Below are 13,152 nucleotides of genomic sequence, written 5' to 3'. Positions count from 1 at the left end.
GCGTACCTCCTCTGTCATGGAAAATCAGGCTGTCAGATTCCTTCAAGTTAGTCATAACATACCAATTTAAAAATAAAATTATTTTAATAATAATTCTATCTTTTTACGACTCAATAGTACACTTTTCGTATACGTTTGTCAATGGGAAAAATCAGAAAGTTTCTGCTTCAATCGGTCCAGGAATACCTGGCTGGAACGGGACAGGAGGCGGAATTTCTTCCAGGCCACTACACTGGTGGTGAAAAGGGGCGGATCCAAAGGAATGAACTTCAGGCCGGGGGTCCCTTCCTGGAAGAAGGTGTTGAGGCTGATCAGATTGGTGCAGCCGGTGCGGACCAGAAGAGAAGCATTGCCCAGAAGATCGAACCGGCCGATGGCATGGATCTTGTCCGGGGTGACCTTGCCCTGGGACCAGGCGGTGAAATCAAAGTTCTTGGAAGCGGTCCGGGAGGAAACCAGCAGGGGCATCTGGAGAAAGTCCTCTGGGGTTACCCGGTCCAAGCTGGCCCAGGGACTCTGGCTGCTGGTGACGATCCAAATCTGATCCTTTTCCGGCAGCCGCAGGTAGTTGTATTTTTCCAGGTTGAAGGGCTCGATGAACAAACCAAAATCCAGCAGCCCGTGTTCCAGCCGCTCCTGGACACCATCCGCATTGTTGGTGAACAGTTCGATGGTAAGCCGAGGATAGTCTTGGTGCAGTTCGGCGAAGGTGTCAGTGATCCAGTGCATCACTTTGGTTTCTCCGGCGCCGATCCGGATGCAGCCGGAAAGGTCCATGTCGTCTTCCCGGATCTCTTCCTTGGTCTGGTCCACCAGGGCCAGGATCTCTTCTGCTCGCTGGCGCAGGTGCATCCCTTCTTCCGTCAAGGTGGTGCTCCGGTTGGTCCGGACAAAGAGCTTTTTGCCCAGTTCCTTTTCCAGGTCCGCCATCTGCCGGGACAGGGTGGGCTGGGTGACGAACAGCACATTGGCGGCTTCAGTCATATTCTGTTCCCGGGCCACCGCCAGAAAATATTTCAGGGTACGGATTTCCATGGTTCCCTCCTGCAATAGAAAAAACGTATTCAGATATAGTTGCTATAAGCATTATACATCTTAAGTGGTTTGGAATACAATACAAACAGAACAGGAAAGGAGAAATCATCATGGATCTGAAAGAACTGGAAAAAGAGAGCCCCTTTGCCCTGGGGGAAGAAAATACAGGCTATGCCCAATATTTCGATGGAAAGAGTTATTTGAACATGCTGACCCTGGAACAGGTTCCCACTGCTGTGGTGACCTTTGAACCGGGGTGCCGGAACCACTGGCACATCCATCATGCAGCCAAAGGGGGCGGACAGATCCTCATTGTCACCGCCGGCCGGGGCTACTACCAGGAATGGGGAAAAACCGCCCGGGAAGTGAAAGCCGGAGATGTGGTGAACATCCCGCCGGAAGTGAAGCACTGGCACGGGGCGGCCCCGGATTCCGCCTTCCAGCACCTTGCTCTGGAAGTCCCCGGAGAAGGCACCAGCAATGAATGGTGTGAGGCAGTGGATCCTGAGGAATACGGAAAGCTGAAATAAAAGGAGGCCCCATGGAACGGAAACAATGGTTTTGGCACATGACAGCAGGGATTCTGGCGGTTGTGGCGATAAGCGGAATCGGATTGCAGACAGGGGAGGTTTTGGCCATGGAACAGAAAAAAGAACCGGTCAAGGTGGTACAGACCGCAGGACGGGATCAGCTGGGGACTTTTGCCCCGGATTTTGCCCGGTATAATGATGACATCCTTTTTGGAGAAGTGTGGAGCGCCAATGATAAGCTGAGCCTCCACGACCGGAGCCTGGTGACGGTGACAGCTCTTATCGCCCAGGGGCTTACGGACAGCTCCCTCCAGTATCACATGGCCACCGCCAAAAAGAACGGAGTGACCCGGGAAGAAATGGTCCAGGCCATTACCCAGCTGGGTTTCTACGCCGGCTGGCCCAAAGCCTGGGCGGCGTTCCGGTATGCCAAAGAGGTATACGGAAATGAATGAAAAGGAGGCGGAAAGCCTCAAAAAGACGGCTCTGAGCCAGGAAGAACTCCAGGCGGCCGGCTGTCCGGAAGAGACCATCCGGAAGATCCTCCAGGAAAAGAATGACCGGTGCCAGTGCCGGTGTCTCCGCCAGTACCGGAAGGAGATCCTGGCCAAGCTCCATCGGGAGCAGGAAAAACTCACCAATGTGGATTATCTCCTGTATCATATGGAAAAATGACGGCAGGGAGAAGAATAAAGGAAAGTGGGAAAAATATGTCCAAGATGCTGATTGTCTATTATTCCTGGTCCAACGGGAATACGAAAAAGATTGCGGAAGAACTGCAGAAGGCAACCGGGGCCGATCTTGCCAGGATCGATACCCTGACTGCCTATAAAAACCAAAGTTACGATGAAGTAGTCCGGGAATCGGAAAAGGATATCGCCAAAGGGTACAAGCCGGAACTGGCCCCTCTGTATTTCCACCTGAAGGACTACGACACGGTGGCGGTGGGCACCCCTACCTGGTGGTATACCATGGCTCCGGCCATGAAGACATTCCTGGAAAGCCAGGATTTCACCGGGAAGAAAGCGGCCTTTTTTGCCACCCACGGAGGTTGGCCCGGCCATGCCCTGAAGGATATGGAAAAAGCCTGTAAAGGGGCTTCTTTCGGTCCGGAACTGACCATCCAGTTCGATTCCACCGGCGGCAGCCGTCAGGTGACCAGCCAGGACAAAGTGGAAGAGTGGATCCGGAAAGTACAGGGATGGAAGTAAGCATCCCATTAGCCGCGGTCTGCGCCGCTGGATGTAAAGCAAACAGAGTAAAGCTGTGAAAGGGGAAAGCATCATGGAAAGAAAAATACTGCTCGGCCTGGAAAAAAAGGCCCTGGGCATGAGTCTTCTGGCACTGGCGGCCGTTCCGGTGATCCTGGCCAGTTCCTGTACGGTGCGTCGGGTAGCAGGGCTTTCTCCTGTGGCAGCGATGAACCGCCAGGCAGTGGTGGAAGCGTCTCGGGCGGATCTGGGCCTACTCACCTGGCCGGAACAGTTGGATGCTGTCCGGTATGAACTGGAACTTTTGGACGGGATTCCTCTAAATCTGGATCCCGCCCGGGAAGCAGACCATGCCTTATATCGAAACAGCCGGATCTATTCCGCCCAGGCCCTGCTGCCTCTGGAGGAACTCCGGAAGAAACAGACGACCGGCATCCTGTATTACCGGGTACGGGCTTTTGACCTGGATGGCCAGCCTCTGGGGAACTATTCCCAGCCGGCGGCCGTTGAGAGCAGCCTGCGGAAAGTGGACCGGAATGCCCCGGTGCCTCGGAGCCGGATGGAGGATACCAATGGCTCCCTGCTGCTTTATCCTGTCTATGCCTATACCGGGAACCCGGGAGCAGTCCAGTACGAAGTGGAAGTAACGGACCGGATGCCGGAGAATCCGGAAGGGATCGCACCTTCCCGGTATCGGGTCTTTGCCCAGGTCACCTCTCTTACGGATCTGTATGACGAGGCACCCCGGCTGGGGACCTATTACTGGCGGGTCCGGGGCATGGACAAGGAGGGGAATCCGGTGGGCCAGTGGAGCCTGCCTCAGAAGTTCACCACCCTGCCTTCCCGGAAGATCGGGGTGGGCATCTACGGAGACAGCATTTCCCACGGAGGAGGACATCTTTCTTTCAGTCCCGTGGATTATGCCTACAGCTACAGCCATTATCTGGCCTTTCCTACAGTGAACCTTTCGGAAAGCGGGGATACCAGCGCCATGATGGTGGAGCGGTTCGAACGGGATGTGCGGTCCTTCCATCTGAAGTACCTGCTGATCCTGGGAGGCACCAACAGCCTCCGGGCAGGGGTGCCGGCAGAAGAAGTGATCCAGGATCTGGACGAGATCGGCCGGAAGGCGGAAGCCCTGGGTATCCGTCCCATCTATCTCACCTTGCCGCCCATCAATCCCGCCAACATCCAGAAAGCTTTTGACGAACCCACCGCCGACAATTGGCGCCAGTCCTTTGCCCAGGTGAACGCCTACATCCGCAGCCGGGACCATATTGACGTGGCGGCCTCCTTTGAAAACGGGGGAGACCTGCCTACGGAACTGGCCCTGGACGGAATCCACGGCGACTGGAATATGAAACAGGAAATGGCTCAGGTGATCAATGAGGGGATGAAACGATTCGGCGTGCAGAGATCCTGAAACGGCATCTTCCCAGGGGAGTAACTGCCGGTATACAATAAAAATAAAACGAGATTTTCAAGGAGGAATAAAATATGAAGTGGAAAAAAGCAATCTCTATCGTTTGCATGGCTCTGTCCCTGCTGGCGGTTACGGCCTGCGGCGGACAGCAGGCTGCCCAGAATGGCGGGGGCAAGGCAGCGGGTACGGCGGCTGCGGAAAAAGCGCCTGCCAAGGCCAAAAAGGTACTGGTGGTCTATTATACCAATACCCACCGGACGAAACAGGTGGCCAAGGCCATTGCCGGGGAGACTGGCGGGGATCTGTACCTGCTGGATCTGGAAAATCCCTATACGACCGCAGACTTGGATTACAACAACAAAAGTGCCCGGGTCTACAAGGAACATGATGATCCCAGCCTGCGGAACGTGGCTCTGAAGAACGCCAAACCTGCCAACTGGCAGGACTATGACACCGTATTCGTCGGGTATCCCATCTGGTGGGGCATTGCCGCCTGGCCCATGGATACCTTCGTGAAGAGCAATGACTTCACCGGCAAGACGGTGATTCCCTTTGCCACCGCTTACAGCTCCGGCCTGGGCAGCAGCGCCGACCAGCTGAAGGAAATGGCCGGCAGCAAAGGCACCTGGCTCCAGGGCCGCTGCTTCACCGGCACCATCCAGGACAGCCAGGTGAAGGATTGGGTGAAGAGTTTGGGAGTGAAATAAAAAACGGGGCTGTTGCTTATGCAACAGCCCCGTTTTTTATTTCTTCCCCCTGCAAAGTCCACAGTTTCCGCAGTTTCCTCCGCAGGAACTTTTTCCGGCCTTGTGGTCTTTGTACATCTTGCGGATCACCGCCGCAACGATGAGAAAGAGCACTAGGCCCACAATAAATGTACCCATAGGTCATTTCTCCTTTTATGCATTGGCAGATGCTCTGCATCTGCCTTCCTTCGGCCGCTGACCGTTGACAGCTGACTGTTGACAAAATGGGGGTGTGGATCCCCACACCCCCATTATACCTTATTCCGTTACATCCGCTGCATCTTTAATCTGGATTTCCCCGTTATACTTGGGAGCCGGACGGAACAGCAGGTAGATCATGATGGCCAGGACCACACAGGCTGCTGCCGTTCCCAGGGTAAAGGTACCGGTGGAAATGAAGCTGCTGAACTGATAGAACATCAGGGCCATGCAGTAGGCGAATCCGCACTGGTAACCGATGGCGATCAGGGTCCAGCGGCCGTTGTTCATTTCCCGTTTGATGGCGCCCATGGCAGCCACACAGGGAGCGCACAACAGGTTGAACATCAGGAAGGAGTAGGCGCTGAGCACCGAGAAGTCCTGGGCAAAGGTGCCCCAGAATTCTTCTCCGTCTTCAGCGGCATCTGCCAGCCCGTACAGGATCCCGAAGGTCCCTACCAGGTTTTCTTTGGCAATCAGGCCGGTGAAGGCAGCCACAGCGGCTTTCCAGTCACCCCAGCCCAGAGGGGCGAAGATCCAGGCCACTTTGGAACCGATGAAGGCCAGGATGCTTTCATTCAGGGCATCCTCGTCCAGCATGGTGAAGGCACCGTCGTCCCAGCCGAAGCTGGACAGGAACCAGACCAGGATGGTGGACAGCAGGATCACTGTGCCGGCCTTCTTGATGAAGGAGGAGCTCCGTTCCCATACGCTCCGGGCGATGTTCCCCAGGGTGGGCATGTGGTAGGGGGGCAGTTCCATGACGAAGGGAGCTGGATCCCCGGCAAACAGTTTGGTCTTTTTCAGGATGATCCCGGAAATGATGATGGAGAAGATCCCTACGAAATAAGCAGAAGGAGCCACCCACCATTCTCCGCCGAAGTAGGCACCGGCGATCAGGGCGATGATGGGCATCTTGGCGGAGCAGGGGATCATGGTGGTGGTCATGATGGTCATCCGCCGGTCAGATTCGTTTTCAATGGTCCGGGAAGCCATGATTCCGGGCACGCCGCAGCCGGAGCCGATCAGCATGGGGATGAAGGATTTCCCAGAAAGACCGAACTTCCGGAAAGCCCGGTCCAGGATGAAAGCGATACGGGCCATGTAGCCGCAGGCTTCCAGGAAGGCCAGGAAGATGAACAGGACCACCATCTGGGGTACAAAGCCCAGCACGGCGCCCACCCCGGAAATGATGCCATCCACAATCAGGCCGTGGAGCCAATCTGCCACTTCCATGCTGTCCATCAGATCATCAGCAGCAGGGATGAGCATCTCTCCAAAGAGGGTGTCATTGACCCAGTCCGTAGCATCGGTCCCGATGGTGGTCACAGAAACATAATAGACCAGGAACATAATAGCAGCAAAAATGGGAAGTGCCAGCCACCGGTTGGTGACGATCTTGTCAATCTTATCGGACGTGGTCAGTTTGCCCTTGCTCTTTTTGATGTTGCATTCGTCGATGATGGAGCTGATATATTTGTACCGTTCGTTGGTGATGATGCTTTCTGCATCGTCATCCATTTCCTGTTCCACCGCTTCGATATCCCCGTCGATGTGGTCGATGACGGATTGAGGCAGCTTCAGGGCATCCCGGACTTTTTCATCCCGTTCGAACAGCTTGATCACATACCACCGTTCCTGGTGGGCGGGGAGCATTCCTTGGGTGGCTTCTTCAATATGGGCCAGGGCATGTTCTACCGGTCCGTCGAAGGAATGCTTGGCCACCATCACCTGCTGGTGCTTGGCCACCTTGGCAGCCAGGTCGGCCGCTTCATTGATCCCTTCTCCCGTACGGGCAGAGATTTCGATCACTTGACAGCCCATTCTTTGGGACAGCTTGTCGATGTTGATGATGTCGCCGTTTTTCCGGACCATATCCATCATGTTCACGGCCATGACCATGGGGATGCCCAGCTCTGCCAGCTGGGTGCTCAGGTACAGATTCCGTTCCAGGTTGGTCCCATCCACGATGTTCAAGATGGCGTCCGGCCGTTCTTTTACCAGATAGGTCCGGGATACCACTTCTTCCAAGGTGTAGGGGGAGAGGGAATAGATGCCGGGCAGGTCCTGGATGATCACATCCGGATGGCCCATGAGCTTCCCTTCCTTTTTTTCTACCGTTACACCGGGCCAGTTCCCTACGAACTGATTGGAACCGGTCAGGGCGTTGAACAGAGTAGTCTTGCCGGTATTGGGGTTCCCGGCAAGGGCGATTTTGAATTCCATGAAAATACCTTCTTTCCCGTCTATTACTCTTATCAAAATAAGTTAGAAAAACCTAATGCAATGGTAAAAATGTTACAGCTCCTTGACTTCCACCATTTCTGCATCGGCTTTCCGCAGGGAGAGTTCATAGCCCCGTACGGTCATTTCCACGGGGTCTCCCAGAGGGGCCACTTTCCGGATGTGGACTGGTGTTCCCTTGGTGATGCCCATATCCATGATCCGGCGCTTGATGGCTCCGGTGCCGTGGAGTTTCACCACTTCATAATCTTTGCCCGTCTGGGCGTCTCGTAATGTAGTCATTGCAGATTTCCCCTCCTTGGTTTCGTTTTACTGTACAGTGATTTTGGCGGCCATTTCCATACTGATGGCGACCCGGGATTCCCGGATGTTCAGAATCAGTCCGCTGGGGGTGTGTTGGACGATGGAGATCACCGCACCCTGGGTGATGCCCAGATTTTCCAGATGGGTCCGGATCTTGGCAGAACCGCCCACCCGCAGGACAGTCAGATCTTTGCCTTCATCGGCAAATGTCAAGGGCATGTTGCTACCTCTTTTCACAATTTATTCATGAAGCATTAACTTCATACAGGATATGTTAGCACACACTAACGATAGAGTCAACAAAAATGGCAAAAAAGGGGGCTGTGAGGAAATAAAAATCAATTTCCTCACAGCCCGCGACCGGGGTGTGCAATCTTTCACACCCCTTTTATTTCTCCGGCTTCATCTTCTTTTCCGTAAACGCCTTCAGTCCGTTCAAGGCTGCCAGGAAGACGCCGCCCATCAGGAACCAGAAGAGATGGAAGGTTTCCCAGGTCATGGCTGGCTGAGGGACCTTCAGGGTAGTGGGCCCCTGGGCGATGGCGTACAGGGAACCGATCATCAGTCCCAGGATGAAGTACACCATGGCGGACCGGTGATTGTCCAGGGCGTTCTTCACCAGTTTGATGATGCCCACGATGCCCGCCAGGACTCCGAAACCGAAGATGCACAGCACCGGGAAATAGGACAGGTTCATGTGGAGGAATTCCTTGATGGCGTTGATGATGGGTACATAGAGCCCGAAAATCAGCAGCATGGTGGAACCGGAAATCCCCGGCAGCACCATGGCGCAGATGGCAATCATGGCACAGACGAAGATATAGCCGCCCAATAGCGGCGTCAGATGGGCGATTTCCACATTGGTGCCCTGGCCGCCCGTGGGATTCACCGCCGCAATCACCAGCACCAGTACGATTCCCAGCACCATATAGATAATCCGGCTGGTCCGGCGCAGGCATTCCTTTTCTTCCTTGATGATGAGCGGCAGGGAAAAAATGGAGAAGCCCAGGAACAAGGAACTGAGTTCATAGATCCGGCTGGTGAACAGACTGGCAATGACCAGCACCGAGGATCCCATGCCGATGACCCAGCCCATGCCCAGCTTGGCCAGGAACCGGATGCCCTCCAGCTTCAGCTCCCGGCTGCCGTGGGTGAGCACGTACAGGGAACTGATGAATTCATCATAGAAACCCAGCACAAAAGCGATGGTACCGCCGGAAACCCCGGGGACGCTGTCGGCCAGGGCCATGCAGAACCCCCGGACCATATTCAGGAACAAATCCATAATCGTCATCCTTTCTTGGGGCCATGCCCCTCCGTTTCTTTCCTATATTATAAAAACCGGGTTTAAACAATTCCAAAACAAACAGGAAAAAAATAGACAAAATTTGTGTTATAATGATTCATCGGGCTGGCTGTTTTGCCAGACCCGACAGTGAGTCTTAATTATATCGTATTTCAGGAGAAAATAGAATAGCGGAGGAAAATCTCTTTTCCGATGCGAAGGAGGGAAAAGTTTGGATAGAAGCGAACTGAAACTGAAACTCATGGAATTTGCTGCCAAAGGCTTTGAAGTGCCCCGGATGGACATGATCAAGACGCCGGAACAGATCGAAGGGATCCGGAAGGCCGGCAAAGTCAATGCAGAAGTGCTGGATGCCGTGGAAAAGAATATCAAAGTGGGGATGACCACTGACGATATCAATACCATTGTCTACGATACTACCCTGAAGCTCCATGCCATCCCGGCCTGCTTGAATTATGAAGGATTCCCCAAATCCGTGTGCACCTCTGTGAACGATGTGATTTGCCATGGGATCCCGGACCCCAGCCAGGTGCTGAAAAGTGGGGACATCGTCAATGTGGATGCTACTACCATCTATGATGGGTATGTGGGAGATGCTTCCCGGATGTTCATGCTGGGCCGGGTGCCCGCCGAACGGAAGAACCTGGTGGGGATCACCCGGGAATGCCTGAAGCGGGGCATGGAAAATGCCGTGGGCTGGAAGAATACCCTGGGGGACATCGGAGCCGCCATCCAGAATTTTGCCCAGAAACATGGCTGCAGCGTGGTCCGGGAATTCGGCGGCCACGGCGTGGGCCTGGAGATGCATGAAGACCCCTTTGTGTCCCATGTGGGGAAACGGAAAACCGGCATGCTGTTGGTCCCGGGCATGGTGATCACTATCGAACCCATGATCAATGCCGGCAGTCCGGAACTGTGGATCGACGAAATCAACGGCTGGACCGTCCATACTGCCGACGGCAAAGACAGCGCCCAGTGGGAACATACCCTCCTGATCACGGAAGGGGAACCGGAAGTGCTGAGCTGGTAAGCAATCAAAAAACGAAAGGATGAAAGAAAATGACCTTCATGGACCTGGCCAAAGCCAGATATTCTGTACGGAAATTCAGTGATAAACCTGTTGAAAAAGAGAAACTGGACGCTATTTTGGAAGCCGGGCGGATCGCTCCCACCGGCCACAACTATCAGCCCTACCGGGTGTACGTGCTCCAGAGCCCAGAAGCCCTGGAAAAGATCCGGGGACTGACCCGGTGCGCCTTCAATGCACCGGTGGTGCTCATGGTCACCGTCCGGAAGGACGAGGAATGGGTGAACCCCTTTGAACACAGCATCCGGGCCGGGGAACAGGATGCCAGCATCGTGGCCACACATATGATGCTGGAAGCCTGGGAACAGGGCATCGGGTCCTGCTGGGTGAACTACTTCCCGGTGACCCAGACCGCTGACGCCTTCGGCCTGGAACTGAACGAAGTGCCTCTGCTGCTGCTGCCCATCGGCTATGCCGCAGAAGGGACCAAACCTGCCCATCTCCACACGGAACGGAGAAGCAATGAGGAATTGGTAAAAGTGCTGTAAGAGAAAAAGGGGGTGCTGCACAGAACGGTGCAACACCCCCTCGCTGTAGAGCCGTATAGCGGTTCCTGACTCATATAGGCTCATCTTCTGAATCATAAAAGAAGTCAGATACGGCCCTGACGGGCCTTGAGATATCAGAGGTCAACTTTGTACGATTTAGAGGCAAGACCGGTCTGCTTATCGCGGCCAAGCTGACGTCTGACATCTGACAGGCCCGTCAGGGCCGTGTCTAGCTTCTTACACTACGATATATCATACTGTACAAGGCTCTGTCTATACGGTAGACGGTCAAATCTTACCCCAGAGATGGGGTACCGCCATGAACGAAACAAATCTAACTTTATTTTTGTTAATCGTCCTGGTACTTCTTTTGCAAAAAAGAAATTAACCGCCCTAGGCTCCCAAAGCTAGGCGGTTAATTCTCAACTAAGCTATGGGGCTGACCTACTGGACAGGTCCCTGGTTCCATTGTATCATAGCTTTCTGCGTTTGCAAGGCTGAAGTAATCAGGCTACCATCAGATTTTTTCTCCCGCCAGAACACGCTATGCTGCACCGTAACCATCCAGAGTTCTTCGTTTGAATCCATTTGCTGTTTCATGGATTCGATAGATGCCGGACAAGGAAACCATTTGCCGGGGGCAAATGGACATGAGCTTACAGTCTCTGGTCACTAGTCTCCAGCCGATGGAAGGAACCCGCAGAGCAGGTTCCTGGGAATATACGAAAACCGCAGGCCGGGAAGGGCGTGCCTGGGGCCCGCCCCTACAGCGTCAGGGTCTGACAAACCGATAACAACGTATTTCATCGATTGGACGCACCCTGCAAAGACCAGGACTCTCCGGAGTATTACGTTGTTATCGGTCCATGGACAACGACGGTGTAGACCAACTATATAAAGTCAAGCCAATTTTAAAATAAATTTCAGTTGCTATGGATCTTGGCAAAAGGGCGCACTTACCCAAGCCCCCTTTTGTGGGCTTAAAAAAATCAGGCTAAATAAGGGCAGCCACTAATACCAAGCCGGTAAATCAATCGGATCAGTTTCTTGGCTACATGGGACAAAGCGATTTTGTAAGGCTTGTGTTCTGACAGTTTCTTTTCAAGGTATTCTTTGAATTTCGGTACGTTCTGTGCAACCAGGCGGGCGGCAAGGTACAGTGTCTTTCGCAGATAGGGGGATCCTCTTTTTTCCATCTTGTTATGCTTCGAATGGTAGTCTCCAGAGTCATGTTTGGAAGGTGACATCCCTGCGTAAGCCAGGAGCTTGTCGACATCCGGAAAACGCTTGAAATCACCAACTTCGCCCAGAATGCTGGCACAAAGGGTATAACCGATCCCTGGTATGTCAATAATCGAAGATTCTTCCTGGTCCACCATTTCCTTAAGCTTCTCATCGATTTCAACGATATGCTGCTTCAACACTTCAATATCCGTAATGGTATGGACGAGTTCCATAGAAGCCGAAAGCGAGACTTTACCGATAGAACGGCATGCTGCCTGGTGGATTTCCAAAGCCTTGCTTTTGTCAAATCTCCCCTGGGAGGCATCACTTAACAGGTGCGTCAGCCGCTTCATGCTGCAATGAGCAATCTGTTCATGGCCAGGATAGGCTTTTAGAAGCGCATAGATTGAAGCAAGATGGATGGAAGATGTCAGCCCTTCCAGCTCTGGGAATAAAATCGTAACCAGACGGGAAACTGATATCTTTAGCTTGGAACACTTCTGCATGGTTTGAGATCTGTAACGAGAGAGTGATTTCATTTCCTCGTTATGGTACAATGAAGAAGAGTAGGTTTGGGATCCTTTCCCTGACACAATCATCTGTGCAATAGCGCAGGCATCGACTTTATCAGTCTTGGTTTTACGCAGGCTGAATCCTTGCTTGTATCTATTCGTGAGAAGCGGATTGAAAGTGAGCAGTGGAAGGTCATGTTCTGAGATGAAATGGGCGAGATTCGAGGAATAGTGACCGGTTGCTTCCAATCCTACTCTTATTTTATCTTTTGGAATGCCCAGTTCAGAAATCTTGGAAAGGAGCATGTCAAAGCCTTCCCGTGAATTGGGAAATGTAAAAGATTCAACTGTTTTCAATGCATCCGAGTCAATGATACAGCAGTCATGTTTCCGCTTTGCAACGTCAATTCCGATACAAAGCATAAAAATCAACCTCCTTTTTTTGAATTGGCAGCTGTGCATCAAAGCCACAGAGACTTCATCATAATGTATCCTCGCTAGATATGAACCGTCGAGCGGTATCCAACTCATTAACAAATTGAATGAAGTCTGTGGTCGGACTCTACGAAAACCGTCAAGCGGTAGGGGTTCGCAACCAATCCACAGCTCCATTCTAATCGTACCGTAATTCACTATAAAAGAGAATATCTGGTACAACTCTATTATACGAGGGGTTCGCCGCAGGCAAACCCCTCCCGGCCGCCCTGAGGGCCAATACGTTCAAAGCCAGATGCTGGCATCTGGCCTCCAAAACGATGAACGACTCACGATGAACGATACATTCGCAAAAAAAGCCGCCACCCGAAGGTGACGGCTGTCCTCTTTAAAATATGGTCGGGAAGACG

Annotated in this window: 14 protein-coding genes and 1 pseudogene; 8 read left to right on the top strand and 7 right to left on the bottom strand. The window is 53.1% G+C overall.

Annotated features, from left to right (window positions below; all coding sequences use genetic code 11):
• Positions 1 to 138 precede the first annotated feature (138 nt).
• Positions 139 to 1,035, bottom strand: a complete 897-nt coding sequence (locus BQ2657_RS12260) for a LysR family transcriptional regulator (RefSeq protein ID WP_075580876.1) — start codon at positions 1,033 to 1,035, stop codon at positions 139 to 141.
• A 110-nt stretch (positions 1,036 to 1,145) separates the two neighbouring features.
• Between BQ2657_RS12260 and BQ2657_RS12255 the strand changes: the two genes are divergently transcribed.
• From BQ2657_RS12255 to BQ2657_RS12230, 6 genes and pseudogenes are all read left to right on the top strand, one after another.
• Positions 1,146 to 1,565, top strand: a complete 420-nt coding sequence (locus tag BQ2657_RS12255) for a cupin domain-containing protein (protein WP_075580875.1) — start codon at positions 1,146 to 1,148, stop codon at positions 1,563 to 1,565.
• A 107-nt stretch (positions 1,566 to 1,672) separates the two neighbouring features.
• A pseudogene (locus tag BQ2657_RS12250) lies at positions 1,673 to 2,017 on the top strand (carboxymuconolactone decarboxylase family protein); the annotation flags it as partial.
• Positions 2,013 to 2,240: a hypothetical protein gene (locus BQ2657_RS12245; RefSeq protein ID WP_075580873.1), complete on the top strand. Its 228-nt coding sequence runs from the start codon at positions 2,013 to 2,015 to the stop codon at positions 2,238 to 2,240. The pseudogene BQ2657_RS12250 and the gene BQ2657_RS12245, both read left to right, overlap by 5 nt.
• Positions 2,241 to 2,275: 35 nt before the next feature.
• Positions 2,276 to 2,776, top strand: a complete 501-nt coding sequence (locus BQ2657_RS12240) for a flavodoxin family protein (RefSeq protein WP_083236268.1) — start codon at positions 2,276 to 2,278, stop codon at positions 2,774 to 2,776.
• A 73-nt stretch (positions 2,777 to 2,849) separates the two neighbouring features.
• The gene (locus BQ2657_RS12235; RefSeq protein WP_143224889.1) at positions 2,850 to 4,199 is read left to right on the top strand and encodes an SGNH/GDSL hydrolase family protein; all 1,350 of its coding nucleotides are present in this window, start codon (positions 2,850 to 2,852) and stop codon (positions 4,197 to 4,199) included.
• Positions 4,200 to 4,273: 74 nt separating this feature from the next.
• On the top strand, positions 4,274 to 4,906 hold the full coding sequence (locus BQ2657_RS12230) for a flavodoxin (protein ID WP_075580871.1): 633 nt from the start codon (positions 4,274 to 4,276) through the stop codon (positions 4,904 to 4,906).
• A 36-nt stretch (positions 4,907 to 4,942) separates the two neighbouring features.
• Here BQ2657_RS12230 and BQ2657_RS12225 read toward each other — a convergent pair whose 3' ends face one another.
• The 5 genes from BQ2657_RS12225 to BQ2657_RS12205 form a co-directional block, all read right to left on the bottom strand.
• Positions 4,943 to 5,083: a FeoB-associated Cys-rich membrane protein gene (locus BQ2657_RS12225; protein WP_075580870.1), complete on the bottom strand. Its 141-nt coding sequence runs from the start codon at positions 5,081 to 5,083 to the stop codon at positions 4,943 to 4,945.
• Positions 5,084 to 5,203: 120 nt separating this feature from the next.
• The gene (gene feoB, locus BQ2657_RS12220) at positions 5,204 to 7,369 is read right to left on the bottom strand and encodes a ferrous iron transport protein B (protein WP_075580869.1); all 2,166 of its coding nucleotides are present in this window, start codon (positions 7,367 to 7,369) and stop codon (positions 5,204 to 5,206) included.
• Positions 7,370 to 7,441: 72 nt separating this feature from the next.
• Positions 7,442 to 7,669: a FeoA family protein gene (locus tag BQ2657_RS12215; protein ID WP_075580868.1), complete on the bottom strand. Its 228-nt coding sequence runs from the start codon at positions 7,667 to 7,669 to the stop codon at positions 7,442 to 7,444.
• Between the two features lie 27 nt (positions 7,670 to 7,696).
• On the bottom strand, positions 7,697 to 7,909 hold the full coding sequence (locus tag BQ2657_RS12210; protein WP_075580867.1) for a FeoA family protein: 213 nt from the start codon (positions 7,907 to 7,909) through the stop codon (positions 7,697 to 7,699).
• Between the two features lie 169 nt (positions 7,910 to 8,078).
• Positions 8,079 to 8,975, bottom strand: coding sequence for a DUF368 domain-containing protein (locus BQ2657_RS12205; RefSeq protein ID WP_075580866.1), 897 nt, complete (start codon positions 8,973 to 8,975; stop codon positions 8,079 to 8,081).
• A gap of 232 nt (positions 8,976 to 9,207) precedes the next feature.
• On the opposite strand from BQ2657_RS12205, the gene map reads away from it, so the two are divergent.
• Together map and BQ2657_RS12195 are read left to right on the top strand one after the other, a co-directional pair.
• On the top strand, positions 9,208 to 10,026 hold the full coding sequence (gene map, locus BQ2657_RS12200) for a type I methionyl aminopeptidase (RefSeq protein WP_075580865.1): 819 nt from the start codon (positions 9,208 to 9,210) through the stop codon (positions 10,024 to 10,026).
• 29 nt (positions 10,027 to 10,055) lie between these two features.
• The gene (locus BQ2657_RS12195; protein ID WP_075580864.1) at positions 10,056 to 10,571 is read left to right on the top strand and encodes a nitroreductase family protein; all 516 of its coding nucleotides are present in this window, start codon (positions 10,056 to 10,058) and stop codon (positions 10,569 to 10,571) included.
• Positions 10,572 to 11,560: 989 nt separating this feature from the next.
• On the opposite strand, the gene BQ2657_RS12190 is transcribed toward BQ2657_RS12195, so the two are convergent.
• On the bottom strand, positions 11,561 to 12,730 hold the full coding sequence (locus tag BQ2657_RS12190; protein WP_075580863.1) for an IS110 family RNA-guided transposase: 1,170 nt from the start codon (positions 12,728 to 12,730) through the stop codon (positions 11,561 to 11,563).
• Positions 12,731 to 13,152 lie beyond the last annotated feature (422 nt).

This window comes from Acidaminococcus massiliensis, assembly GCF_900095825.1.
Taxonomy (GTDB): Bacteria; Bacillota; Negativicutes; order Acidaminococcales; family Acidaminococcaceae; genus Acidaminococcus; species Acidaminococcus massiliensis.
This window is presented reverse-complemented; position numbering and strand designations above follow the sequence as displayed.

Excerpts from the sequence above, each read along its gene's own strand:
- BQ2657_RS12195 (WP_075580864.1), top strand. The coding sequence starts at position 10,056 with ATGACCTTCATGGACCTGGCCAAAGCCAGATATTCTGTACGGAAATTC.
- BQ2657_RS12230 (WP_075580871.1), top strand. The coding sequence starts at position 4,274 with ATGAAGTGGAAAAAAGCAATCTCTATCGTTTGCATGGCTCTGTCCCTG.
- BQ2657_RS12245 (WP_075580873.1), top strand. The coding sequence starts at position 2,013 with ATGAATGAAAAGGAGGCGGAAAGCCTCAAAAAGACGGCTCTGAGCCAG.
- BQ2657_RS12240 (WP_083236268.1), top strand. The coding sequence starts at position 2,276 with ATGTCCAAGATGCTGATTGTCTATTATTCCTGGTCCAACGGGAATACG.
- BQ2657_RS12205 (WP_075580866.1), bottom strand. The coding sequence starts at position 8,975 with ATGGATTTGTTCCTGAATATGGTCCGGGGGTTCTGCATGGCCCTGGCC.
- BQ2657_RS12225 (WP_075580870.1), bottom strand. The coding sequence starts at position 5,083 with ATGGGTACATTTATTGTGGGCCTAGTGCTCTTTCTCATCGTTGCGGCG.
- BQ2657_RS12215 (WP_075580868.1), bottom strand. The coding sequence starts at position 7,669 with ATGACTACATTACGAGACGCCCAGACGGGCAAAGATTATGAAGTGGTG.
- BQ2657_RS12190 (WP_075580863.1), bottom strand. The coding sequence starts at position 12,730 with ATGCTTTGTATCGGAATTGACGTTGCAAAGCGGAAACATGACTGCTGT.
- feoB (WP_075580869.1), bottom strand. The coding sequence starts at position 7,369 with ATGGAATTCAAAATCGCCCTTGCCGGGAACCCCAATACCGGCAAGACT.
- BQ2657_RS12255 (WP_075580875.1), top strand. The coding sequence starts at position 1,146 with ATGGATCTGAAAGAACTGGAAAAAGAGAGCCCCTTTGCCCTGGGGGAA.
- BQ2657_RS12260 (WP_075580876.1), bottom strand. The coding sequence starts at position 1,035 with ATGGAAATCCGTACCCTGAAATATTTTCTGGCGGTGGCCCGGGAACAG.
- BQ2657_RS12210 (WP_075580867.1), bottom strand. The coding sequence starts at position 7,909 with ATGCCCTTGACATTTGCCGATGAAGGCAAAGATCTGACTGTCCTGCGG.
- BQ2657_RS12235 (WP_143224889.1), top strand. The coding sequence starts at position 2,850 with ATGGAAAGAAAAATACTGCTCGGCCTGGAAAAAAAGGCCCTGGGCATG.